22 protein-coding genes and 4 pseudogenes are annotated in these 21,838 nt (G+C 74.3%); 20 read left to right on the plus strand and 6 right to left on the minus strand.

What is annotated here, in order from left to right; translation table 11 throughout:
• From JNW87_RS07515 to rraA, 5 genes are read left to right on the plus strand one after another with little or no spacing between them, the layout of a single operon-like run.
• Nucleotides 1-675 (plus strand): tripartite tricarboxylate transporter TctB family protein, encoded by a 675-nt coding sequence (locus JNW87_RS07515; RefSeq protein WP_238453371.1) that lies wholly within the window; start codon nucleotides 1-3, stop codon nucleotides 673-675.
• On the plus strand, nucleotides 676-1,527 hold the full coding sequence (locus JNW87_RS39315) for a tripartite tricarboxylate transporter permease (protein ID WP_255543562.1): 852 nt from the start codon (nucleotides 676-678) through the stop codon (nucleotides 1,525-1,527).
• A complete protein-coding gene (locus JNW87_RS39320; RefSeq protein ID WP_255543568.1) occupies nucleotides 1,431-2,177 on the plus strand; it encodes a tripartite tricarboxylate transporter permease in 747 nt (248 codons plus the stop codon). The genes JNW87_RS39315 and JNW87_RS39320 overlap by 97 nt, the downstream gene beginning before the upstream one ends.
• Nucleotides 2,174-2,575, plus strand: a complete 402-nt coding sequence (locus JNW87_RS07525) for a universal stress protein (protein WP_238453372.1) — start codon at nucleotides 2,174-2,176, stop codon at nucleotides 2,573-2,575. Before JNW87_RS39320 ends, JNW87_RS07525 begins: the two co-directional genes overlap by 4 nt.
• Nucleotides 2,576-2,588: 13 nt before the next feature.
• Complete coding sequence (rraA, locus tag JNW87_RS07530) at nucleotides 2,589-3,071, plus strand: ribonuclease E activity regulator RraA (RefSeq protein WP_238453373.1); 483 nt, start codon at nucleotides 2,589-2,591, stop codon at nucleotides 3,069-3,071.
• Between the two features lie 16 nt (nucleotides 3,072-3,087).
• Here the strand turns inward: rraA and JNW87_RS07535 are convergent, their stop codons facing one another.
• A complete protein-coding gene (locus JNW87_RS07535) occupies nucleotides 3,088-3,897 on the minus strand; it encodes a hypothetical protein (RefSeq protein ID WP_109803591.1) in 810 nt (269 codons plus the stop codon).
• Between the two features lie 74 nt (nucleotides 3,898-3,971).
• Between JNW87_RS07535 and JNW87_RS07540 the strand changes: the two genes are divergently transcribed.
• Entirely contained in the window at nucleotides 3,972-4,916 is a 945-nt protein-coding gene (locus tag JNW87_RS07540; RefSeq protein ID WP_109803590.1) for a Ppx/GppA phosphatase family protein, read from the plus strand.
• 76 nt (nucleotides 4,917-4,992) lie between these two features.
• A complete protein-coding gene (locus tag JNW87_RS07545) occupies nucleotides 4,993-5,799 on the plus strand; it encodes a sugar phosphate isomerase/epimerase (RefSeq protein ID WP_201749815.1) in 807 nt (268 codons plus the stop codon).
• Nucleotides 5,800-5,818: 19 nt separating this feature from the next.
• Here JNW87_RS07545 and JNW87_RS07550 read toward each other — a convergent pair whose 3' ends face one another.
• Both JNW87_RS07550 and JNW87_RS07555 read right to left on the minus strand, forming a co-directional pair.
• Entirely contained in the window at nucleotides 5,819-6,394 is a 576-nt protein-coding gene (locus tag JNW87_RS07550; RefSeq protein WP_109803588.1) for a CGNR zinc finger domain-containing protein, read from the minus strand.
• 19 nt (nucleotides 6,395-6,413) lie between these two features.
• Nucleotides 6,414-7,580 (minus strand): glutathionylspermidine synthase family protein, encoded by a 1,167-nt coding sequence (locus JNW87_RS07555; RefSeq protein WP_238453381.1) that lies wholly within the window; start codon nucleotides 7,578-7,580, stop codon nucleotides 6,414-6,416.
• A 387-nt stretch (nucleotides 7,581-7,967) separates the two neighbouring features.
• Between JNW87_RS07555 and JNW87_RS07560 the strand changes: the two genes are divergently transcribed.
• The 13 genes and pseudogenes from JNW87_RS07560 to JNW87_RS41360 all read left to right on the plus strand — a co-directional run bounded on the left by JNW87_RS07560 (nucleotide 7,968) and on the right by JNW87_RS41360 (nucleotide 18,929).
• Nucleotides 7,968-8,888 (plus strand): proline dehydrogenase family protein, encoded by a 921-nt coding sequence (locus tag JNW87_RS07560; RefSeq protein WP_238453374.1) that lies wholly within the window; start codon nucleotides 7,968-7,970, stop codon nucleotides 8,886-8,888.
• A gap of 120 nt (nucleotides 8,889-9,008) precedes the next feature.
• Nucleotides 9,009-9,803, plus strand: a complete 795-nt coding sequence (locus JNW87_RS07565; protein ID WP_109803585.1) for an alpha/beta fold hydrolase — start codon at nucleotides 9,009-9,011, stop codon at nucleotides 9,801-9,803.
• Nucleotides 9,796-10,365, plus strand: a complete 570-nt coding sequence (locus JNW87_RS40480; protein ID WP_238453375.1) for a TetR/AcrR family transcriptional regulator — start codon at nucleotides 9,796-9,798, stop codon at nucleotides 10,363-10,365. The genes JNW87_RS07565 and JNW87_RS40480 overlap by 8 nt, the downstream gene beginning before the upstream one ends.
• Nucleotides 10,362-10,697 (plus strand): YrdB family protein, encoded by a 336-nt coding sequence (locus tag JNW87_RS07575; RefSeq protein WP_238453376.1) that lies wholly within the window; start codon nucleotides 10,362-10,364, stop codon nucleotides 10,695-10,697. Before JNW87_RS40480 ends, JNW87_RS07575 begins: the two co-directional genes overlap by 4 nt.
• A gap of 101 nt (nucleotides 10,698-10,798) precedes the next feature.
• Complete coding sequence (locus tag JNW87_RS07580) at nucleotides 10,799-12,193, plus strand: hypothetical protein (RefSeq protein ID WP_238453377.1); 1,395 nt, start codon at nucleotides 10,799-10,801, stop codon at nucleotides 12,191-12,193.
• Between the two features lie 40 nt (nucleotides 12,194-12,233).
• Nucleotides 12,234-13,620, plus strand: a pseudogene (locus tag JNW87_RS40485) (efflux RND transporter periplasmic adaptor subunit).
• 74 nt (nucleotides 13,621-13,694) lie between these two features.
• The gene (locus JNW87_RS07600; RefSeq protein WP_238453382.1) at nucleotides 13,695-14,573 is read left to right on the plus strand and encodes an ABC transporter ATP-binding protein; all 879 of its coding nucleotides are present in this window, start codon (nucleotides 13,695-13,697) and stop codon (nucleotides 14,571-14,573) included.
• A complete protein-coding gene (locus JNW87_RS07605) occupies nucleotides 14,570-15,754 on the plus strand; it encodes an ABC transporter permease (protein WP_238453378.1) in 1,185 nt (394 codons plus the stop codon). The genes JNW87_RS07600 and JNW87_RS07605 overlap by 4 nt, the downstream gene beginning before the upstream one ends.
• 221 nt (nucleotides 15,755-15,975) lie before the next feature.
• Complete coding sequence (locus JNW87_RS07610; protein ID WP_109803579.1) at nucleotides 15,976-16,185, plus strand: helix-turn-helix domain-containing protein; 210 nt, start codon at nucleotides 15,976-15,978, stop codon at nucleotides 16,183-16,185.
• Between the two features lie 208 nt (nucleotides 16,186-16,393).
• Entirely contained in the window at nucleotides 16,394-16,495 is a 102-nt protein-coding gene (locus tag JNW87_RS07615; RefSeq protein WP_007465623.1) for a 30S ribosomal protein bS22, read from the plus strand.
• Between the two features lie 120 nt (nucleotides 16,496-16,615).
• On the plus strand, nucleotides 16,616-17,689 hold the full coding sequence (locus JNW87_RS07620) for an NAD-dependent epimerase/dehydratase family protein (RefSeq protein ID WP_109803578.1): 1,074 nt from the start codon (nucleotides 16,616-16,618) through the stop codon (nucleotides 17,687-17,689).
• A gap of 284 nt (nucleotides 17,690-17,973) precedes the next feature.
• Nucleotides 17,974-18,575: pseudogene (locus JNW87_RS41355) on the plus strand (1-acyl-sn-glycerol-3-phosphate acyltransferase); the annotation flags it as partial.
• Between the two features lie 84 nt (nucleotides 18,576-18,659).
• Nucleotides 18,660-18,929 (plus strand): hypothetical protein, encoded by a 270-nt coding sequence (locus tag JNW87_RS41360; RefSeq protein ID WP_375373475.1) that lies wholly within the window; start codon nucleotides 18,660-18,662, stop codon nucleotides 18,927-18,929.
• A 14-nt stretch (nucleotides 18,930-18,943) separates the two neighbouring features.
• On the opposite strand, the pseudogene JNW87_RS07630 reads toward JNW87_RS41360, so the two are convergent.
• The 3 genes and pseudogenes from JNW87_RS07630 to JNW87_RS07640 form a co-directional block, all read right to left on the minus strand.
• Nucleotides 18,944-19,818 (minus strand): annotated as a pseudogene (locus JNW87_RS07630) (HAD family hydrolase).
• Between the two features lie 120 nt (nucleotides 19,819-19,938).
• Nucleotides 19,939-20,814 (minus strand): DUF5667 domain-containing protein, encoded by an 876-nt coding sequence (locus tag JNW87_RS07635; protein WP_238453379.1) that lies wholly within the window; start codon nucleotides 20,812-20,814, stop codon nucleotides 19,939-19,941.
• A 288-nt stretch (nucleotides 20,815-21,102) separates the two neighbouring features.
• Nucleotides 21,103-21,838, minus strand: a pseudogene (locus tag JNW87_RS07640) (ECF subfamily RNA polymerase sigma factor, BldN family); the annotation flags it as partial.

Raw genomic sequence — 21,838 nt, forward strand, 5'->3', positions numbered from 1 at the left:
ATGACCATCCGACCGGACCGGGGCGGCGAGCAGCCGCCCCGGCCCCCGGCCGTGGAGACATCCGTACCGCCGATCCCGGAACAGCCGGGCGCGGAGCGTACGCCGGATCTGCCGGAGGCGGCACGGCCCACGACGGCCGACGTGCCGCCGACGGTCGGCGAGCCGGCGGTGGACGACGGTCCGGCGCCCAGGCCAGACCGGGCGCAGTACGGCGTCTGCGCGTTCCTCGCCCTGGTCGGCGGCCTGGTGATCCTCGACGCGACCACGCGCATCGGGCACGCGGTGAACAGCGCCGACCCGATCGGCCCCAGGCCGGTGCCGATCCTGCTCGGCGTGCTGCTGCTGATCGTCGCGGCGATCTACGGGTTGGACGTGGCCCGCGGCGGCACCGGCGAGCCGGAGGCCGGCGAGGACGTCGACCTGAGCAGCCCGATCGACTGGCGGACGGTTCTGCTGCTGATCGGCGCGTTCCTGGTCAACGCCGTGCTCATCGACCGGCTGGGCTGGGTGATCAGCGGGACGATCCTCTTCTGGGGCTCGGCCTACGCGCTGGGCAACCGCCACTACGTCCGGAACCTGCTGATCGCCGTGGCGCTGTCGCTGATCACGTTCTACACATTCGCCATCGGGCTCGGTGTCAACCTGCCCGCCGGCGTGCTGCAAGGGATCCTCTAGATGGACAACTTCGGCAATCTGCTCGACGGGTTCGCCAACGTGCTGACCCCGATGAACCTGCTGATCGCGCTGCTCGGCGTGACCATCGGCACCGCCGTCGGGGTGCTGCCCGGCATCGGGCCGGCGATGACGGTGGCGCTGCTGCTGCCGGTGACGTACGGGATGGAGCCCACCCAGGCGTTCATCATGTTCGCCGGCATCTTCTACGGCGGCATGTACGGCGGCTCGACCACCTCGATCCTGCTGAACACGCCCGGCGAGTCGTCGTCGGTGGTGACCGCGATCGAGGGCAACAAGATGGCGAAGGCGGGCCGGGCGGCGCAGGCGCTGGCCACCGCCGCGATCGGCTCGTTCGTCGCCGGCACCATCGCCACCGTGCTGCTGGTGCTGGTCATCTCGCCGATGGTGTCGTTCGCGGTCAGCCTCGGCGCGCCCGACTTCCTCGCGGTGATGCTGCTCGCGTTCGTGGCGGTCACCGCGGTGCTCGGGGCGTCCCGGGTACGCGGCTTCGCCTCACTGCTGCTCGGCCTGCTCATCGGCGTGATCGGGATCGACCAGACCGGTCAGCAGCGGCTCACCCTGGGCATTCCCCAGCTCGCCGACGGCATCGACGTGGTCGTGGTGGCGGTCGGCATCTTCGCCGTGGGCGAGGCGCTCTGGATCGCCGCGCACCTGCGCCGCAAATCCGGTGAGGTGATTCCGGTCGCCAGCCGTGGCTGGGCCGGGAGGACTGGAAGCGGTCCTGGAAGCCCTGGCTGCGCGGCACCGCGTACGGGTTCCCGTTCGGCGCGGTGCCGGCGGGCGGGGCGGAGATCCCGACCTTCCTGTCGTACGTCACCGAGAAGAAGCTGACGAAGCACCCGGAGGAGTTCGGTCGGGGAGCCATCGAGGGTGTCGCCGGGCCGGAGGCCGCCAACAACGCCTCGGCTGCCGGCACCCTGGTGCCACTGCTGGCGATCGGCCTGCCCACCAACGCCACCGCCGCGGTGATGCTGGCCGCCTTCCGGCAGTACGGCATCCAGCCCGGTCCGCTGCTCTTCGAGCGGGAGTCAGCGCTGGTCTGGACGCTGATCGCCAGCCTGTTCGTCGGCAACCTGCTGCTGCTGGTGCTCAACCTGCCGCTCGCCCCGGCCTGGGCGCGCCTGCTGCGGATCCCGCGCCCGTACCTCTACGCCGGGATCCTCTTCTTCGCCTCGATGGGCGCGTACGCGGTCAACTCCCAGCCGTTCGACCTGTTCCTGCTGCTCGCCCTGGGCCTGCTCGGCTTCGGCATGCGGCGGTTCGGGCTGCCGATCCTGCCGCTGATCGTCGGGGTCATCCTCGGCCCGCTCGCCGAGTTGCAGGGCCGGCGGGCACTGCAGCTCTCCGGCGGCGAGCTGCACGGCCTGATCGGCGGCTGGGTGTCCTGGGTGATCTACGCCGTGATCCTGGTGGTGCTTCTCTGGCCGCTGATCGGCCGGTTCGTGGTCCGTCCGCTGCGTGGAAGGTTGGTGACCGGATGACCGTGCTGGTGGGGTACGTGCCCTCCCCGCTGGGCGAGGCGGCCCTGCAGGCCGCCATCGAGCAGGCGAAGTTCCGCGACGAGCCGGTGCTGGTGGTGAACACGTCGCGCGGTGACGCGTACGTCGATCCGCGCTTCGCGCAGGAGCCCGACCTGGAGCGGGTCACCCGCGAGCTGACCGCCGCGGGCGTGCCGCACACCGTCCGGCAGCTCATGCGTGGGCGGGACGCCGCCGAGGAGATCATGGAGATCGTCGAGGCGGAGGACGTGTCGCTGGTGGTGATCGGCATCCGGCACCGGACCCCGGTGGGCAAGCTGATCATGGGCTCGACGGCGCAGGAGATCCTGCTCCGGGTGCCCTGCCCGGTCCTCGCGGTGAAGGCCCCCGTAACCGAATGAGAGAGGGAAGACCATGGTGATCCCCACCGCCGACCTCTACGACCGGTACGGCGACACGCTCGGCTCCTGCGACACCCAGCTGCGCCAGTACGGCGGCGTCGCCGCCTTCGCCGGGCCCGCGGTCACCGTGCGCTGCTTCGAGGACAACGCCCTGGTGAAGTCGATCGTCGGCGAGCCGGGGGCGGGGCGGGTGCTGGTGGTGGACGGCGGCGGATCACTGCACACCGCCCTGATGGGCGACCTCATCGCCGGCACGGCCGCGGAGAACGGCTGGGCGGGCGTGGTGATCAACGGCGCGGTTCGCGACGTCGCCGCCCTGCGGGCCCTGCCGATCGGCATCAAGGCGCTCGGCACGAACCCCCGCAAGAGCGCCAAGACGGGCGCCGGTGAGCGGGACGTGCCGGTGTCGTTCGGCGACTGCGTCTTCGCGCCGGGCGCCGAGGTGCACAGCGACGACGACGGCGTCGTGGTCGTGCCGCCCGGGGGACGGCCGTAGCGTCGGCCGCGCCGGGTCAGCCCTCGCTGGCCGGGTGCGGGGCGATCTGACCCTGCCGCAGCCGGGCCGCGCACAGCTCCGCCAGCTTCGCGTACGCGGGGGCGCCGATCAGCGCGGTCAGCTCCGGGCCGTACGAGACGTACATCGGCTCGGCGCCGACGTGCGCGTCGGTGGAGGAGGTGCACCACCAGTCCAGGTCGTGCCCGCCCGCGCCCCAGCCCCGCCGGTCGAACTCCGACAGCGTGGAGATCAGCACCTTGGTGTTGTCGGTCCGCTTGTGCCAGTCCTGGTCGCGGCGGATCGGCAGTTGCCAGCAGACGTCCGGCTTGTACTCCAGCGGGTGCACGCCGTCGCGCAGCGCCTGGGCGTGCAGCGCGCAGCCGCCCCCACCCGGGAAGTCGGCGTCGTTGAGGAAGACGCACGGCGCGTCGACGTCCCGGGTGGCGGTGCGCCGGGCCGGGTTCTTGCCGTCGATGGTGTCGTTCTCGGTCCAGTTCTTGAAGCCGCGGCGGAAGTGCTGCCAGGTCGACGGGGTGAGCCGCTTGACCGCGGTGCGGACCCGCTTCTCGTCGTCGGAGTCGGTGAAGAACGCGCCGTGCGAGCAGCAGCCGTCGGCGGCCCGGCCGGCGACGATGCCGTGGCAGCCCTTGCCGAAGATGCACGTCCAGCGGGAGAGCAGCCAGGTCAGGTCGGCCCGGACCAGGTGCTTCTCGTCCGCCGGGTCGACGAACTCGATCCACTCCCGGGGAAAGTCGAGCCCCACCTCCCGGCTGCGCGGGTCGTCGGGGTCGTCCACGAGTACCTGCAGCTCGATCTGGCCTGTCACCCGGACCAGCGTACGCGGGGTGCCTCCGGCCGGCTGGCGAGCCGGGAAAAGGTGTTGGGCCTAGGGTCATCAGCATGCGACTGGGTGTCCTCGACGTCGGTTCGAACACGGTGCACCTGCTGGTGGTCGACGCCCACCACGGGGCGCACCCCTGGCCGGCGCACTCGGAGAAGGTGGTGCTCCGGCTGGCCGAGCAGATCGGCCCGGACGGCGCGCTGACCGAGGCGGGCGCGGACGGGCTGGTCAAGGCGGTCGGCATGGCCCGGGCGGCGGCGGCCGGGCTGGACGCCGACGACCTGCTCGCCTTCGCCACCTCCGCCGTCCGGGACGCCACCAACGCCGCCGAGGTGCTGGCCCGGGTCCGGGAGGAGACCGGCGTACGGCTGGAGGTGCTCGCCGGCGCGGACGAGGCGCGGATGACCTTCCTGGCGGTCCGGCGGTGGTTCGGCTGGTCGGCCGGCCGGCTGCTGGCCCTCGACATCGGCGGCGGCTCGCTGGAGCTGGCGGCCGGGATCGACGAGGAACCGGACGTGGCGATCTCGTTGCCGCTCGGCGCCGGGCGGTTGAGCCGGGAGCGGCTGCGGGTCGACCCGTCGGGCACCCTGGCGCCGCCGGCCGAGGCCGTGGAGGAGCTGCGGGAGTACGTCGACGAGCGGCTCGACCCGGTGGTGGAGAAGTTGGCGGCGGTGGGCTGGGAACGCCCGGTCGCCACCTCGAAGACGTTCCGGACGCTGGCCCGGCTGGCCGGCGCCGCGCCCTCCGGCGCCGGGCTCTGGGCCCGGCGCAGCCTGACCCGCACCGGGCTGCGGCAGGTGCTGGGCTTCGTACGGCACATCCCGCCGGCGCAGCTGCCGGAGCTGGAGGGGGTGAGCGCCGCGCGGGCCCACCAGCTCCTGGCCGGCGCGGTGGTGGCCGAGGCGGTGATGCGCCGGCTCGACGTCGACGCGCTCGACGTCTGCCCGTGGGCGCTGCGCGAGGGGGTCATCCTCCGGCGGCTCGATCAGCTCGCGCCGATGTGATCCCGGTCGGTCGTTCTGGGCTTTTTGCGGGTGCTCGTCCTGATGCCGTCCGACGGGCCGGGCTACCCTGAGGGGCGTGACTTCCCGCGTCCCGGTGCTCCTCTCCAGTTCCTCGGTCTTCCCTGAGCGGACCGCGGCGGCGTTCCAGCTCGCCGCCGCGCTCGGCTACGACGGCGTCGAGGTGATGGTCTGGACCGACGTCGTCAGCCAGGACCCGGGCGCGCTGCGCGGGCTCGCCGACCACTACGGCGTGCCGGTGCTCTCGGTGCACGCGCCCTGCCTGCTGGTCACCCAGCGGGTGTGGAGCCCGGACCCGTGGGAGCGGCTGCGCAAGGCCGCCGAGCTGGCCGAGACCCTCGAAGCGCCGACCGTCGTGGTGCACCCGCCGTTCACCTGGCAGCGGGACTACGCCCGGAACTTCACCGACGGCCTCGACAAGATCGCCGGGCAGTTCGGCGGGCTGCGCTTCGCGGTGGAGAACATGTACCCGGTGCGGATGGCCGGCCGGCAGTTCGTCCCGTACGTCCCGGGGTGGGATCCGACCGACACCGGCTACGCCGCGTACACCCTGGACCTGTCGCACTGCGCCGCCTCGCACACCGACGCCCTGGAGATGGCCGACCGGATGGGCGCCGGCCTGGCGCACGTCCACCTCGGCGACGGCACCGGTGAGGGACGCGACGAGCACCTGGTGCCCGGGCGGGGCGGCCAGCCCTGCGCCGAGCTGCTCCGCTCGCTCGCCGGGCGCGGCTTCACCGGCTCGGTCGCCGTGGAGGTCACCACCCGGGGCGCGAAGAGCCGCGCGGTGCGGGAGGCCGACCTGCGCGAGGCCCTGGAGTTCGCCCGCGCCAACCTCACCGCCCCCTCCCCGGTCGACGTCTGACGGGGAGGGCGCGCCCCGGTCAGCTGACCGGGGTGAGGGTCTCCGCCTGGGCGGGCACGGTGAGCTGGTCGCCGACGGCCGCCCGCTTGCGGGCCCGGTGGGCCGCCACGTGCGAGCGGGTGGCGCAGCGCTCCGAGCAGAACCGCCGGCAGCAGTTCGACGAGGTGTCCAGGTAGACGTTGCCGCAGCGCTCGTCCGCGCAGACGCCGAACCGGGCGCTGCCGTACTCGCAGAGCCAGACCGACAGCCCCCACACCGCGCCGGCCAGGTACTCCTGGCTGACCGAGGCGCCGCGGCTGGTCACGTGCATGTGCCAGTCGCTGGAGTCGTGGCCGGAGATCCGCGGCTGCACCGGGAACGCCTCCAGCAGCGCGTTCAGCTCGGCCACCGCCTGACCGTCCCGGCCCGAGGTGCCGTACTCGAAGACGTCACGCAGGCGCTTCTGCGCCCGCCGGAAGATCGCCAGGTCCCGCTCCGCGACCTCGTCGCGCATCCACGCGTTGTCGTCCGGGAAGAGGGCCCGCAGGTCGTCGAGGTCGTCCAGGCGGGCGTTGACGAGGTCAACGCCGGTCCGGGCGTACGCGTCGAAGTTCACGACACCAACGGTAGACGACTCACGGGGTACGCGGCGCGTCGATGTAGTGCGGCAGGAACCGCGCGTAACCGTCCGTGATGAGGCTCTCGCTCTCGCGTACGCCGGCGCCGGCCGACTCGCCGTCGACGATCCAGCTCCCCACCACCATCCGGCTGCCGGCGAACTCGGGCAGCGCCCGGAACGCCTGGTAGCAGAACCCCTCCTGGCCGTAGCTCCCCGGATTGGTGATCTCGGCGCCGCCGGCGACGATCCGCACCGAGCCGCCCTCCCGGCCGAGCAGCGGCTTCGCCACGTACTCGGTCATCCCGCGCGGCGAGTCCAGGTACGCCGGGAGCAGGTACTCGTGGTCCGGGTACAGCTCCCAGAGCACGGCCAGCAGGGCCTTGTTCGACAGCAGCAGCTTCCAGGCCGGCTCGATCCAGGTGGTCGGGGTGCCCGGGTCCAGCGCGAGCGGCCCGTACGGCTCGGCGAGCATCCACTCCCACGGGTAGAGCTTGAAGCAGGTGGTGACCGGGCGGTCGGCGGCGTCGACGAAGCGCCGGCCGTCCCAGCCGACCTGCTGGATGGGGAGCAGCTCGACGTCCAGCCCGGCCTGGCGGGCGGTCTCCGCCAGGTAGCCGGCGGTGATCTGGTCCTCGCCGGACTCCTCCTCGCCCGACCAGACCACGTGCACCCGCCGGTCGTGCAGGTCGGCGCCGATCTTCGCCCACGCCCCGACCAGGCGCTCGTGCAGGCTGTTCCACTGGTCCGCCGCGGGCCGGGTGTGCTCCAGCCAGTACCACTGGATGATGCTCGCCTCGACCAGCGCGGTCGGGGTGTCGGCGTTGTACTCCAGCAGCTTCGGCGGCCAGGAGCCGTCGTACCAGAGGTCGAAACGGCCGTAGAGGGAAGGCGCGGCCTCGCGCAGCGACCGGGCGACCGCCTCGGCGGCCCAGGCCGGGATGCCGAACTCGGCGTACCGGTCGCGGGCCACCACGTGCTCCGCCGCGGCCACCGACATCCGGTGCAGCTCCTCGGTCGCCTCCTCCAGCCGGAGCACCTCGTCCAGCGCGAAGGCGTACGCGGCGGTCTCGTCCCAGTACGACATGATCCCGCCGTCGGGCAGCTCGGTGTCGACGTACACCAGGCCCTGCGAGCGGATGGTGGCGTCCCAGCCGGGGCGGGGGGTGCTGGCCTCGCGCCGCACCTCAGCCCCCGCAGGCGGCGAGGTGGGTGCCGAAGCCGCCGCGCTCGGGCACCGCCGCGGCGACCGGCTCCGGGGCGGTCCGGGCGGCGCCGGCGCGGGGACCCGCAGCGCCAGCGCCACCGTGTCCCCACCACCGCCGGCCGGGCCCAGCGCGCAGTCGTCATCGTCGTCGTCGGTCAGGTTGCAGCCGGAGAGGGCGAGCGCCAGGGCGGTCAGCGCGCCGAGCTGCACGGTGGCCGACCGGAGCCGGCGTCGGGGGCGTGGTTCCACGTGAACGTTGTAGCCGATCACCGCCACGTCGTCGGTCCCGACGGCCCGCTCGCAGCAGTGCGTGACGTACGCCCCGCCCACCGGCGGGGGTGGCTCGCCGGGCGTTACCCTCGGCTCATGCTCCGTTCCGTCATCCTCGCCGCCTCCCGGTCATCCCAGGTCGAGCGGCTCGTCGCGACGGCCCCGTTCACCCGGGACGTCGTCCGCCGGTTCGTCGCCGGCGCCGGCACCGACGACGCGTTGCGCGCGACCCGCGAACTCGTCGCCGACGGCCTCGCGGTCACCCTCGACAACCTCGGCGAGGACACCGTCACCCCCGAGCAGGCGAACGCCACCCGGGACGAATACCTCAAGTTGCTGCGGCTGCTCTCCGCCGCCGGCCTCACCCCCGCCGCCGAGGTGAGCGTGAAGCTCTCCGCGCTCGGGCAGATGTTCGACGAGCAGCTCGCCTACGACAACGCGCGAGCGATCTGCGCGGCCGCCGACCCGGCGGGCACCACGGTCACCCTGGACATGGAGGACCACACCACCACCGACTCGACCCTGGACGTCCTGGCCAAGCTGCGCAAGGACTACCCGTCGACCGGTGCGGTGCTCCAGGCGTACCTGCGGCGGACCGAGTCGGACTGCCGGGAGCTGGCCGGCGCGGGGTCGCGGGTGCGGCTGTGCAAGGGCGCCTACAAGGAGCCGGAGTCGGTGGCCTACCAGTCCGCCCGCGAGGTGGACAAGTCCTACGTCCGCTGCCTGAACGTGCTGATGGCCGGCGACGGCTACCCGATGCTGGCCACCCACGACCCGCGCCTGATCGCCATCGGCGAGGACCGGGCCCGCTGGTTCGACCGCAGCCCGGACCGTTTCGAGTTCCAGATGCTGTACGGCATCCGCCCCGAGGAGCAGGCCCGCCTGGTCGGCGAGGGCTACACCGTGCGCACCTACCTGCCGTACGGCGAGGACTGGTACGGCTACCTGATGCGCCGCCTCGCCGAGCGCCCCGCCAACCTGATGTTCTTCGGCCGGGCGCTGATCTCCAAGAAGTGACTCACCGGTTCGACCAGGCCCGGGTGCTGAGCACCAGGCGGTAGCCGTCCGGGATGGCGAAAGGTCACCCCCGGCGGTAGCGCCTTGACGATTGAAGCTAATGGCATTAGCTTTGTGGCTATGACGATTAGCCAGGTGGCGCGGGACGGCGGAACCATCGCGTACGAGGTGCACGGGGAGGGGCCGCTGGTGGTCCTCTCGCACGGCATGGGGGAGAACCGGCGGTCCTTCCGCCACCTGATCCCGCTCCTGGTCCGGGCCGGTTACCGGGTGGCCTCGGTGGACGTCCGGGGACACGGCGACTCCAGCCCGCACTGGCCGACGTACGCCCCGGCCGAGGTCGGCGCCGACCTGCTCGCCGTGGTCCGGGCCCTCGGCGGCGGCCCGGCCACCCTGGCCGGCAGCTCGTCCAGTGCGGCCGCCGTGGTCTTCGCCGCCGCCGACGCGCCCGACCTGGTCAACGGCGTCGTGCAGCTCAGCCCGTTCGTCGCCGAGCCGAAGCCCAACCCGGTCATGCGGGTCGCCCAGGCCGCGGTGCTGCGCAGCCCCCGGCTGTTCGGCATGTTCCACCGGACCCTGTTCCCCGCCGCGCGGCCGGCCGACGACGCCGCGTACCGCACGGAGCTGGTCGCCGGCCTGCGCGGGCGGATGGACGCCGTGCGCGGGGTGATCGCGCCGGCCGCGCCGCACTGGACCGCCCGGGCCGCCGACGTGCGGCAGCCGGTGCTGGTGCTGATGGGCACGAAGGACCCCGACTTCACGGACCCGGGCGCCGAGGCGCGCGCCGCCCGGCGGCTCTTCGCCACCGCCGAGGCGCGCATGGTCGACGACTCCGGGCACTACCCGCACGCCGATCAGCCCGAGGCCACCGCCGCCCAGCTCGTCGAGTTCCTGGCGGTGACCACCGGTGCCTAGGGCCGGCCTCACCCCGCAGACCGTCGTCCGGGAGGCCGCCCGGCTCGCCGACGAGGTCGGCTACGACCGGCTCACCCTGGCCGCGCTCGCCGGCCGGCTCGGCGTCGCGCTGCCCAGCCTCTACAAGCACGTCAAGGGCGCCGACGCGCTGCACCAGAAGCTGGCCGCGCTGGCCACCGCCGAGATCGCCACCGTGCTGACCGGCGCCGCCGCGGGTCGAGCCGGCGACGACGCGCTGGGCGCCGTCGCCACCGCCTACCGGGCGTACGCCCACCGGCACCCCGGCCGCTACCCGGCCACCCAGCGGGCCCCCGACCCCGCCGACCCCGACCACGTCGCCGCGGCCGAGCGGGCCGTCGGCGCGATCTACGCGATCCTGCTCGGGTACGGCCTCACCGGCGACGCCGCGGTGGACGCCACCAGGATGTTCCGCGCCGCGGTGCACGGCTTCGTCACCCTCGAGGCGGTCGGCGGGTTCGGGCTGCCCAGGGACATCGACCGCTCCTTCGACGAGCTGGTGGCCGGGCTGGACGCCGCGTACCGGAGCTGGAGGTCCCGATGAAGGGGCTGCTGTTGGCGCTCGCCTTCCTGCTGGAGCTGGCGATGCTCGTCGCCGCCGGCTGGTGGGGCTTCACCCTCGACGCCGGGTGGCCCGTCCGGCTCCTCGCCGGGCTCGGCGCGCCCCTGCTGATCGCGGTCGTCTGGGGCACCTTCTGCTCGCCGAAGGCGGCCGTGCCGCTGCCCGCGCCCGGCAAGCTCGCCGTCCAGGCCGCCTGCTTCGTGACCGGCGGCGCGCTGCTCGCGCTGGCCGGCCGCCCGGTGCCGGCGATCCTGCTGGTCGCGCTCTGGGCGGCGGACAAGGCGCTGCTCAGCCTGGCCGGCGACCCGATCTGACCTACCCCTCGCCCGTCACCGTTCCGACGGGGGAGGGCCGCAGCCGACGCCGCCGGCGCGCGGCCCTGGCCCGATCGCCCGAATGGTCGTACCCTTCGCCGGTGACCGACGGTGACCAGCAGCCCGGCGAGACAGCCGCGGACCGCGAGCCGGGCGTTGCCCCCGTCGCCACCCCCGAACCGGTGCCGGCAACCGGCGAAAACGTCACCCAGGCGCAGGCGGTGCCGGAACAGGCAACGGCAGCGGTCCCGGCACGTCGGCGCCGGTGGCCGTTGTGGGCGGCGCTCGCGGTCGTGGTCGTGGTGCTGACCTGCGCGCTGCCCGCGGTGCTGCTGGTCGGGCTGGTCGGCGGCGCGGCCGGACGGACGGCCACCGGCGACGACCGCGCCACCGCCGCCGCCCGTCGTCTCGGCGCCCGGATGACCGCCCAACTCGACCGGCAGGCCGCCGCGCTGCTCGGCGGCGACCGGAACGGCTTCCTCGACGTCGCCGAGCCGGGGGCCCGCGCCGACCTCACCCGCCGGTACGCCGCGCTGCGGGCGCTCCGGGTGACCGTGTGGCGGCCGGCGGCGGACGGGATACCCCGCACGGTCACCGGCCGGCCGGGGGAGTGGCAGCTCGCGGTCCGGGTGGAGTACTGCTTCGTCGTCCCGGGCTGCACGGCGGCCGCCACCGTGTTCGGCACCCGCTGGCGGGAGGCCGGGGAGCAGCCCCGGCTGCTCGCGGTGGAGGAGTCCCGTACCGCCCCAGCCGGCGCCCGGCCCTGGGAGGTCAGCGACCTGGCGGTGACGTTCGGGAAGCGGACGATCGTCGCCACCACGCCCGCGCTGCGGGCCAAACTGCCCGGCCTGCTCGCCGAGGCCGAGGCGGCGGCGAAGGTCGCCGACCTGTACACGGTGGGGGGCGCACCCCCCGACCGCTACCTGGTCTACTACGCCGGTCGGGCGGAGTGGCGGCGCTGGTACGGCGGCGGCCGTCCTCGATGGACGGCCGGCTACGCGGTCGGCGTGGGCGGTGGCCACCACGACGTGGTGCTCAACGCGGAGAGCCTGTCGCCCACCGGGGTCGACGACCTGCTCCGGCACGAGCTGACCCACGCCGCCTCGCTGCCCGAGCGGGGCTACTCGGACCGGGCCACCTGGTGGCTGGTGGAGGGACTGGCCGAGTACGCGGGCGCCGACGGTCAGCCGGTGGGCCGCTACGACGGACTGCCCGAGGTGCGGGAGCTCGTCCGGGGCGGCTGGAACGGCCGGCTGGACGGGCTGGCCCCGGCCGACGACGCGGCCGACGACCGGGTCGGCGGCAGCTACGGGGTCGGCTACCTGGCCGTCCGGCACCTCGTCGACCGGTACGGGGAGCAGCGGGTGCTGGACTTCTTCCGCCTGGTGGTCCACGACCGGCGGTCCGCCGAGGAGGCCTCCGACCAGGTCTTCGGCGAGCAGTGGGCCACCCTGCACGACGACTGCGTCCGGTACGTGCGGACCGTCGCCGGCTGACCGGTGGCGGGCAGGTCGACGATCGCCGACGGGTCGTAGCATGGGCCAGGTGGCCCGCACCCACCCGCCGCGGCCCCCGATCGTCACGCGGCCCCGCCTGCTCACCGCGCTCCTCGCCGTCGTCGCCCTGACCGGCACCACCGCCGCCTCGTGCGGCGACGAGAAGTCCCCCGTCGCGCTGGCCCAGGTCGGCCGGTCCGCCGTCGCCGAGGTGATCGACGCTCCGGCCACGGTGACCGCCCGGGCCGCCGCGACCCTCACCGCACCCGCCGACGGCACCCTCGCCAGCCTGCGCGTCCAGCCCGGACAGCGGGTACGCCGAGGGCACGTGCTCGCGGTCATCAGCTCACCGTCCGCGCAGGACCGGCTCCGGCAGGCCCGCGAGGCGCTGCGCGCCGCGAAACGGGCCGGCCGGGGCGTCGGCGTCGGCGACCTGGGCGGCAGCCGGCGCGGCACGGACCAGGCCGCCGTCGAGGCCTTCGACACGGCCCGGGCCGCCGCCGGGAAGATCGGCGACCCACAGCTGCGGTCCGCGTTGCTGCTCCAGGTGGAGTCCGCCCAGCGGCAGTACGAGTCGGCCGCCCGCGCCGCCGACCGGGCGGTCACCGCGGTGCAGCGCGGCGTGGCCGGGCTGAACTCCGCGGTCGGCGCGCTGTCCAGCGCCCAACGGCTCCAGGCCCAGCAGGCGTACGACCTGGCGAAGGCGACCGTCGACGCGCTCACCCTGCGCGCGCCGGTCGACGGGGTGGTGCAGCCCGGGGGCACCCGGTCCGCGAGCGGATCGGCCGAGCTGGCCGGGCTGCTCGGGGCGGGCGGCGCCATGGGGCTCGACCCGTCGGCGTTCGCGCCGGCCCAGGGCGGCCGCCGGCCGGTGTGGACGACGCCGTGCCGGCCGGTGGGCGGGTCACCGCCGGAACGCCGGTGCTCACCGTGGTCGACACCGGCGCGCTCGGCCTGCTCGCCGAGGTCGACGAGACGGACGTGCTCCTGGTTCGGGCCGGCCTGGCCGCCTCGGTCGAGCTGGACGCGGTCACCGGCGCGACGTACGACGCCCGGGTCCGCTCGGTCGACGTGCTGCCCAGCACCTCCGCCCGGGGCGGGGTCACCTATCGGGTGCGGTTGGCCCTGGGCGCGGGCCGCCTCGGCGAGGGGGAGGCCGCGCCGGCGCCCCGGCCCGGCATGAACGCCGTGGTCCACCTCCGGGTCCGCGAGGCGGCGACGCGGTCGCCGTGCCCGCCTCGGCGGTCTTCTCCGCCGACGGTCGGGACGCGGTCTGGGTGCTGCGGGACGGGAAGGCGGACCAGGTGCCGGTCACCGTGGGCGTGCAGGGGCAGGACCTGGTGCAGATCGTCAGCGGCGTGCAGGCCGGTGACCAGGTGGTGGTCCGGGGCGCGGACCAGGTTCGCGACGGCCAGGAACTCCGGTGAGCGCGAGGAGTGAGCCGGGCCTGCGAGCCCCGCAGTCGCGAACGAAGACCGGCTCCGTGACGCCGCCGGCCGGGGTGCCGGCGATCGAGGCGGTCGACGTGTCCCGGACGTACGAGCTGGACGGCGTCTCGGTGCCGGCGCTGCGTGGGGTGTCGTTGACCATCGTGCCCGGCGACTACGTCGCCGTGATCGGGCCGTCCGGCTCCGGCAAGTCCACCCTGATGCACCTGCTCGGAGGCCTGGACCGGCCCACCGACGGCCGGCTGGTGATCGGCGGCCGGGACGTGGCGACGCTCTCCGCCCCGGAGCTGGCGACGCTGCGCAACGAGACCATCGGCTTCGTCTTCCAGGCGTTCCACCTGCTGCCCCGGACGTCCGCGGTGGACAACGTGGCGCTGCCGCTGGTGTACCGGGGAATCGGCGCGCGGCAGCGGCGGGAGCGGGCGGCGGCGATGCTCGGCCGGGTGGGCCTGGGGCACCGGCTGCACCACCGGCCCAACCAGCTCTCCGGGGGCGAGCAGCAGCGGGTGGCGATCGCCCGGGCGCTGGTCACCGACCCGGCGGTGCTGCTCGCCGACGAGCCGACCGGCAACCTGGACAGTGCGACCGGCGAGGCGGTGCTGGAGCTGCTGGAACGGTTGAACGCCGAGTCCGGGGTGGCCCTGGTGATGGTCACCCACGACCAGGAGGTGGCCGCGCGGGCCCGCCGGCGGATCGCCGTGCGGGACGGCATGGTCCGCTCCGACACGGTCGCGGCGGGCGGCGACCGGCTCCATGATCGACCGCTGTCCGACCGCGAGCGTCGACCTGAGACACTGGACCCCGCTCCCAGCGCGGAGCCCCGGTCCGTGTCCGGAAGCGGCCCGGGGCACCCGTCCGGTGGCTCCGGTGGCGCCGCCGGAGCCACCGGGCGCCTTCCGCGCCATGAGCAGCGCGGTGGGGGCGCGCCGTGAGGGTGGCCGAGGCCTGGCGGGTGGCGCTGGACGCGCTGCGGGCCAACCGGATGCGCAGCGCCCTGACCATGCTCGGCGTGATCATCGGGGTGGCCTCGGTGGTGCTGCTGGTCGCCATCGGCACCGGCACCAAGCAGAAGGTCGAACAGCAGGTCGAGGGGCTCGGCTCGAACCTGCTCCTGGTCGTGCCCGGCAAGATCGACGTGGGTACCGCCCCGGTGGTCTCGCCGCTGACGTTGCAGGACGTCGACGCGGTCTCCCGGGTGGTCGGCGACCCGGGCCGGGTGGCCGTCACCGTCGCCTCCGGGGCGACCGCGCGGGCCGGCAACCGGTCGGACTTCACCACCGTCCAGGGCGTGCTGGAGAACACCCCCACGGTCTTCACCCGGTCGCTGGCCCGGGGCCGCTACCTTACCGGGGCGGACGTGGACACCAGCCGTCGGGTGGCGGTGCTCGGCGCGTCCGTCGCGACCGCGCTCTTCCCCGGCCGCGACCCGCTCGGCCAGCAGCTCGCGCTGGCCGGGGTGCGGTTCCGGGTGATCGGCGTGTTCGCCCCGCTCGGGCAGAGCCTCGGGGTGGACCGCGACGACGAGGTGCACGTGCCGGTCACCGCGGCGCAGCGGCTCTGGGGCACCCAGCGGGTGGACGGCATCGCGGTCAAGGCGCCGGACCGGGAGCGGATCGGCGAACTCGGCGACCGGATCGTCGCCGAGCTGTCCCGACGCCACCCGGACACCGAGTTCAGTGCGGTCACCCAGCAGCAGATCCTCGGCGTGCTCGGCGACATCCTCGGCGTGCTGACCGGCGTGCTGGCCGCCATCGCCGGCATCTCGCTGCTCGTCGGCGGGGTCGGCGTCTCCAACATCATGCTGGTCTCGGTCCGCGAGCGGACCCGGGAGATCGGCCTGCGCAAGGCGGTGGGCGCCCGCCCCCGGGACATCGGCGTGCAGTTCCTGCTGGAGGCGGTGCTGCTCACCGCCATCGGCGGGCTGACCGGGATGGCGCTCGGCGTGGGCGCCGCGTTGCTGGTGGACGCGGTCTCGCCGATCCCGGCCGCGATCACCTGGTGGTCGCTGGCGCTCGCCTTCGGGGTCTCCGCCGCGGTCGGCATCGTCTTCGGGGTGGTGCCGGCCCAGCGGGCCGGCCGGCTCGACCCGGTGGTCGCGCTGCGCGCGGAGTGACCGTGGCCTGGCGGTCCCGGCAACGGGACGAGACGCGCATCGGGGAGGAAAACGCCAGGTCAACGCGGGGGAAAACAGCGGCCCGTCCATGATCAGTTGCAGGAAGGGATCGCGCCGGTCACAGCCGTCCCGTTACCGTACTGGTAACACGCGCGTTGCCCGTCCTGGCGGGAGCTCCCGTCCGGTGGCACGCGCCGGGCACGGGAATGGGTCGGTGAGCCATGGCCGCGTCGCAGTCCGACGGTCGACTGTCGGATGTCAGGTTCCTGACCGTCGCCGAGGTGGCGACGGTCATGCGGGTCTCCAAGATGACGGTCTACCGTCTCGTGCACAGCGGTGAGCTGACCGCGGTACGGGTGGGCCGGTCGTTCCGGGTGCCCGAGCACGCCGTGCACGACTATCTCCGGGGCGCGTTTCAGGAAACCGCCTGACGCACCGCCGAGTGCGACGTAACGGGCATCGACGGGGGCGCGTTGGTCCTGCTGATGCACTCCAGCTACCCTGGACCCCGACCGTGACCGCACCCTGGTGCGCCCTGCCCACCACGCTGGTCCGGTCCGTTGTCCGCAAGCGGTCACCGACGCCACCCGCGGTGGTGTCTCCCGGTCCGCCCCGCACGTTGCATCGAAAGGCTGTCGTATGGGCTCGGTGGTCAAGAAGCGCCGCAAGCGCATGGCTAAGAAGAAGCACCGCAAGCTGCTGCGCAAGACCCGCGTCCAGCGTCGCCGTCTCGGCAAGTGACCGGGGCCGGGCCATGGCCCGGCATCCGGCACCACTTGCCAACTGTCGACTCTCGGAGGCTCAGGTGATCAGGCCGCGAACGTCCCGGCTCGATCCCGCCTGCCAGACAAGGCGCACGACATGACCCCCGGTGGCACCCCAGGTGCTCCGGGGGTCGTCGTCGTCACCGGGGTCGGCCGCTACCTCGGCGCCCACGTCGCCGCCCGACTCGCCGCCGACCCCCGGATCGAACGGGTCATCGGCGTCGACCCGGCCACCCCCGGCCCTGAGTTCACCGACCTGCTCGACCGGGTCGAACGGATCCGCCTCGACCTCGACTCGCTCGGCGGTCTCCTCGCCGACCTCGAGGTCGACGCCGTGGTACACCTCGCCCTGGTCAGCGCCCCCGACCAGCAGCACGGCGGCCGGGCGGCGATGAAGGAACAGAACGTCATCGGCACCATGCAGCTGCTCGCCGCCTGCCAGCGGGCGCCCCGGCTGCGCAAGCTCGTGGTCCGCTCGTCGACCGCCGCGTACGGCGCGTCGTTCCGCGACCCGGCGGTCTTCACCGAGGAGACCGAGCCGCGCGAGGTGCCACGCGGCGGTTTCGGCCGCGACATCCTCGACATCGAGGGGTACGTCCGCGGTTTCCGCCGCCGCCGTCCCGACGTCACCGCCACCGTGCTGCGCTTCGCACCGTTCATCGGCTCCACCGCGGACACCACGCTGACCCGCTACTTCTCCCAGCCGGTGGTGCCCACCGTCTTCGGCCGTGACCCGCGGCTGCAGTTCGTCCACTTCGACGACGCGCTCGAGGTGCTGCACCGGTCGATCGTCGAGGAGCACCCGGGGACGTACAACGTCGCCGGCCCGGGCGTGCTCTCCCTCACCCAGGCGATCCGGCGGGCCGGCCGGGTGGCCATGCCGGTGCTGGAGCCCGGTCTCTCCGGCGCGGCGGCGATCGCCCGCAACCTCGGCTTCGGCCGCTACGGGTTGGACCAGGTCGACCTCTTCGTGCACGGTCGGGTGGTGGACACCACCAGGCTCGAGCGGGAGTACGGCTTCACGCCGCGCTCCACCGCCGCCGCGTTCGACGACTTCATCCGCGCCCACCACGGCGGTGTGGTGGTGAGCCGGGATCAGCTCGCCGCAGCCGAGCAGCTGGTGCTGGAGGGCATCCGGCAGGTCCGCTCGGCCGTCCGGGAGCGATCGTGAGCGGCCGGGACGAGCGGCGCGACGGCCGGTACGACGTACCGCTGACGGTGGCCGGGCCGGGCGCGGAGCCGGCGCGGCGCAACGGACACCGCCGGACGACGGCGGCCGCCGCCGACCCGGCGGCGCACGACGAGCCGGCGGCGCACGACGAGCCGGACACCGCCACGGACGAGCCGGACACCGCCGCCACGGACGAGCCTGCGACGGCTGCGATGGACGTGCCGTCCGCCGTGGCGGACGAGCCGGACCCGGCGGCGACGGCCGCGGCGGACGAGCCGTTCCGCATGGCGGACCAGCGGTCCGGCGGCCCGGAGCCGGCGGCGGTCGAGGAGCCGGCCGAGGCGACGCCGGACGACCACGGGGCGGTGGCGTTTGCCGGGCCGGCGGTGCCGGACCGGCGGGACCACTGGGACCGTCGGGTCGCGGGCGGACTGGCCTTCCTGCGGCGACGGCTCGCCGGCGACTACGAGGTCGACGAGTTCGGCTTCGACCCGCACCTCACCGACGCCGTGTTCCACCCGCTGGTCCGGCTGCTGTACCGGGACTGGTTCCGCACCGAGGTCAGCGGCCTGGAGAACGTGCCGGCCGACGGGCCCGCCCTGGTGGTCGGCAACCACTCCGGCACGGTGGCGCTGGACGCGCTGATCCTCTCCGCCGCCCTGCACGACCAGCACCCGGCGCGCCGCTACCTGCGGCTGCTCGGCGCCGACCTGGTCTTCCGGATGCCGGTGGTCTCCGAGATCGCGCGCAAGACCGGCGGCACGGTGGCCTGCAACCCGGACGCGAGCGGCTGCTCGGCAACGGCGAGCTGGTCGGCGTCTTCCCGGAGGGCTTCAAGGGCGTCGGCAAGCTCTACTCCGACCGCTACAAGCTCCAGCGGTTCGGCCGGGGCGGGTTCGTCTCGGCGGCGCTGCGTACCGGCACCCCGATCGTGCCGGTGGCCATCGTCGGTGGCGAGGAGATCTATCCCATGCTCGCCGACATCAAGCCGCTCGCCCGGCTGCTGAAGCTGCCCTACTTCCCGGTCACGCCGACGTTCCCCTGGCTCGGGCCGCTCGGCATGGTGCCGCTGCCGAGCAAGTGGCTGATCGAGTTCTGCCCGCCGATCCCCACCGCGCACCTCACCGACTCGGCCGACGACCCGCTGGTCGTCTTCAACCTCGCCGACCAGGTCCGGGAGACCATCCAGCAGACCCTGCACCGGCTCCTCGAACGACGCCCCGACCCGTTCGGCCCCTGAGGGGACCGTGCCCGTCAGGGCGTCCGGCGGCGGCGGTGCAGCGCGAGGCCGGCGCTGACCGCCCCGGCGACCAGCCCGGCGGCGGCGGTGGACGGTACGGCGATCTTGACGGCCCGACGGCCGGTGCGGAAGTCCCGGACGTCCCAGCCCCGCTCGCGGGCCTGCCGGAGCAGGGCGGCGTCCGGGTTGACCGCCACCGGGTGCCCGACCGTCGAGAGCATCGGCAGGTCGTTCGCGGAGTCGCTGTAGGCGGCGCAGCGGGTCAGGTCCAACCCCTCGACCGCGGCGAGCTGGGTCACCGCCTCGGCCTTGGCCGGCCCGTGCATGAGGTCGCCGGCCAGCCGCCCGGTGTACGCCCCGTCGACCACCTCGGCCACCGTCCCGATCGCACCGGTCAGGCCGAGCCGGGTGGCGATCACCCGACCGATCTCCACCGGGGCGGCGCTGACCAGCCAGACCCGCTGGCCGCTGTCCAGGTGGCGCTGGGCCAGCTTGCGGGTGCCCGCCCAGATCCGCGGGGCCATCAGCTCGTCGAAGATCTCCTCGGCGAGGCGCTCCACGTCCTCCACCCGCCACCCGTGGATGAAGGCGAGCGCGGCCTCCTTGGCCTGCGACATGTCCCCGGCGTGCTCGGTGGCGAGCAGCCGGAACCTCGCCTGCTGCCAGGCGAACCGGGCCAGGTCACCGGTGGTGAAGTACTTGCGGGCGGCCAGCCGCGGGCGAACCAGTAGATCGAGGCGCCCTGCATCATCGTGTTGTCGACGTCGAAGAAGGCCGCCGCGGTGGGGTCGGGTGTGGGCGTGGCCGGCGGCGCCTGCTCGGTCTCCGACCAACCGGCGGTGTGGCCGTGGATGTCGGTGCTGACCGTGACCTTCCGGGTGCGGACCACACGACCCCCTCCGCTCGACGACCGCGACACTGTTCCCACGGCGAGAGTAGCCGGATACCGGGGACGGCCGGTCGTGCGTGTGGAGAACTGTGGCGTGGACGGCTGCCGCGCCGGCCGGGGTCAGCTCTCGCCGGGGCAGGTGCCCGGGGCGGGGCCCAGCGCGTCGCTGGCGGTGGGCGTCGGCAGCCCGCAGGCGATCGCCGCGCGGAGCGCCTCGGAGCGCTTGCGGACGGCGTCGAGCAGGGCGAGCGAACGCCGGGTGCGGTCCCGCTCGACGTGATCGGTCCGGTCGAGCAGCCCGCTGACCGCCCGGCGCTGGCCGGTGACGAAGACGTTGACCGCGTCCAGGCCGGCCGGGTCGGAGCGCTGCGCCGCGACAGTGGTGAGCAGCCGTACGCCCTGGCGGGTGTCGGCGTCCATGTCGTCCAGGACGGCGCCGAACCCGATCCGGTCGTCGCGCACCGTGTCGGCCTCGTCGAGCCGGGTCCGGGCGAAGTCGAGGAAGAGCTGGCCGCGGCTGATGTCCGAACTGGCCAGGGCGAGCTGGGCGCGTTCCGTGGAGCGCTTCATGCCGTAGAGCGCGTCGCCGGGCAGCGCGTTCTCGCTGGCCGCCGAGATACCGGAGAGGGCGACCGCCCCGGCCGCGATGCCGACCAGGATCGCGCCCCGGGCGCGGGCCCGCCGGGCGGTGACCGCCGGCAGGAGGGAACCCCGGATCCCGCTGCCCGCCGCCGCGGTGGTCTTGATCTTCGCCGCCGGGGTGCCGATGCCCTCCCGCTCGGCGGTGGCCACCAGCATCGCCCGGAGTCCGGTGCGGAACTCCGAATCGACCTTGACGTCCGGCCGGTCGGCGGTGAGCCGCTGGCTGACCGCGACGAGCGCGGCGAGTTCGTCGTCGACCCGGGAGCGCACGTGGTGACGCCGGCCGCCGCTGGCCTCGTCGAGAAGCTGTGCGAAGCGCTCGGCGCGCCGACGGGAGAAGAGGTCGCTGTCCACCGCAGGCACCTCCTCTCGCTGGTCACGGCCCGTCGGGCCGTATTCGTCACCAGCGACCGGTGGCAGCGTGACGCCGACGGGCGACCAGGTTGGTCGACCGTGCCCGCCGGACCGGGTGGCCCGGGGCGCCGGGACAACCACTGGTCGCACCCGGAGAAACGGTCCGCGCCGGGTGGCGGTTACGGGGCGGGCGGAGGCGAAATCACGAAGCGTGATCGTCGTCACGGACGGGCGGCGTCCCGCGCACCCGTCCACGGAGCGGGGACGGGTCGGCGCGAACCAGGGCGGTCAGGGCTGGAAGCCGTCGGGCAGCAGCCGGGCCAGGGCCCGCACCGCCCGGTACTGCAGCGCCTTGATCGCGCCCTCGTTCTTGCCCATGGCGCGGGCCGTCTCGGCCACCGAGAAGCCCTGGAGGAAGCGGAGCACGATGCACTCCTGCTGCTCCGGGTTGAGCTGCTTCACCGCGGTGAGCAGGGCAACGTTGGTGATGTGCTCGACGACCGCGGCCTCCGGGCTGCCCTCCGGCCCGCGGTCCTCCCGGTCGGCGTCGAGCACGTCGCCGGTCGTCACCTCCAGCCGGTAGCGGCCGGACTTGAAGTGGTCGGCGACCAGGTTGCGGGCGATGGTGACCAGCCAGGCGCCGAGGTCCCGGCCCTGCCAGGTGAAGCTGCCGATCCGCTTGAGCGCCCGGAGGAAGGTGTCCGAGGTCAGGTCCTCGGCCAGCTGCCGGTTGCCGACGCGGAAGTACACGAACCGGAAGACGGTGTCGACGTACCGGTCGTAGATCAGGCCGAACGCCTCGGACTCGCCCGCCTGGGCCCGCTCGACCAGGGTCCAGACCTCGGTGGCCGGGTCCGACGGGTCGGGGCGGCTCGGGAAGCCGGTGGCGGTGACCGGCGCGGCGGGCGACCGCGGGCAGCACGGCCGTGTCCGCGGCCGGCACCGCCGGCAGGACGGCGGTCTCGCTGGTCGACGGGGTCGGCGCCGGCGGCGTCTCCGCACCCCGGCGGCCCTGCGCCGGCAT

The sequence above is a fragment of the Micromonospora sp. ATA51 genome (genome assembly GCF_016802855.1).
GTDB classification, from domain to species: Bacteria; Actinomycetota; Actinomycetes; order Mycobacteriales; family Micromonosporaceae; genus Micromonospora; species Micromonospora sicca.

Excerpts from the sequence above, each read along its gene's own strand:
- JNW87_RS07515 (WP_238453371.1), top strand. The coding sequence starts at position 1 with ATGACCATCCGACCGGACCGGGGCGGCGAGCAGCCGCCCCGGCCCCCG.
- JNW87_RS39315 (WP_255543562.1), top strand. The coding sequence starts at position 676 with ATGGACAACTTCGGCAATCTGCTCGACGGGTTCGCCAACGTGCTGACC.
- JNW87_RS07525 (WP_238453372.1), top strand. The coding sequence starts at position 2,174 with ATGACCGTGCTGGTGGGGTACGTGCCCTCCCCGCTGGGCGAGGCGGCC.
- rraA (WP_238453373.1), top strand. The coding sequence starts at position 2,589 with ATGGTGATCCCCACCGCCGACCTCTACGACCGGTACGGCGACACGCTC.
- JNW87_RS07540 (WP_109803590.1), top strand. The coding sequence starts at position 3,972 with ATGCGACTGGGTGTCCTCGACGTCGGTTCGAACACGGTGCACCTGCTG.
- JNW87_RS07560 (WP_238453374.1), top strand. The coding sequence starts at position 7,968 with ATGCTCCGTTCCGTCATCCTCGCCGCCTCCCGGTCATCCCAGGTCGAG.
- JNW87_RS07565 (WP_109803585.1), top strand. The coding sequence starts at position 9,009 with ATGACGATTAGCCAGGTGGCGCGGGACGGCGGAACCATCGCGTACGAG.
- JNW87_RS07575 (WP_238453376.1), top strand. The coding sequence starts at position 10,362 with ATGAAGGGGCTGCTGTTGGCGCTCGCCTTCCTGCTGGAGCTGGCGATG.
- JNW87_RS07610 (WP_109803579.1), top strand. The coding sequence starts at position 15,976 with ATGGCCGCGTCGCAGTCCGACGGTCGACTGTCGGATGTCAGGTTCCTG.
- JNW87_RS07615 (WP_007465623.1), top strand. The coding sequence starts at position 16,394 with ATGGGCTCGGTGGTCAAGAAGCGCCGCAAGCGCATGGCTAAGAAGAAG.
- JNW87_RS07620 (WP_109803578.1), top strand. The coding sequence starts at position 16,616 with ATGACCCCCGGTGGCACCCCAGGTGCTCCGGGGGTCGTCGTCGTCACC.
- JNW87_RS41360 (WP_375373475.1), top strand. The coding sequence starts at position 18,660 with ATGCTCGCCGACATCAAGCCGCTCGCCCGGCTGCTGAAGCTGCCCTAC.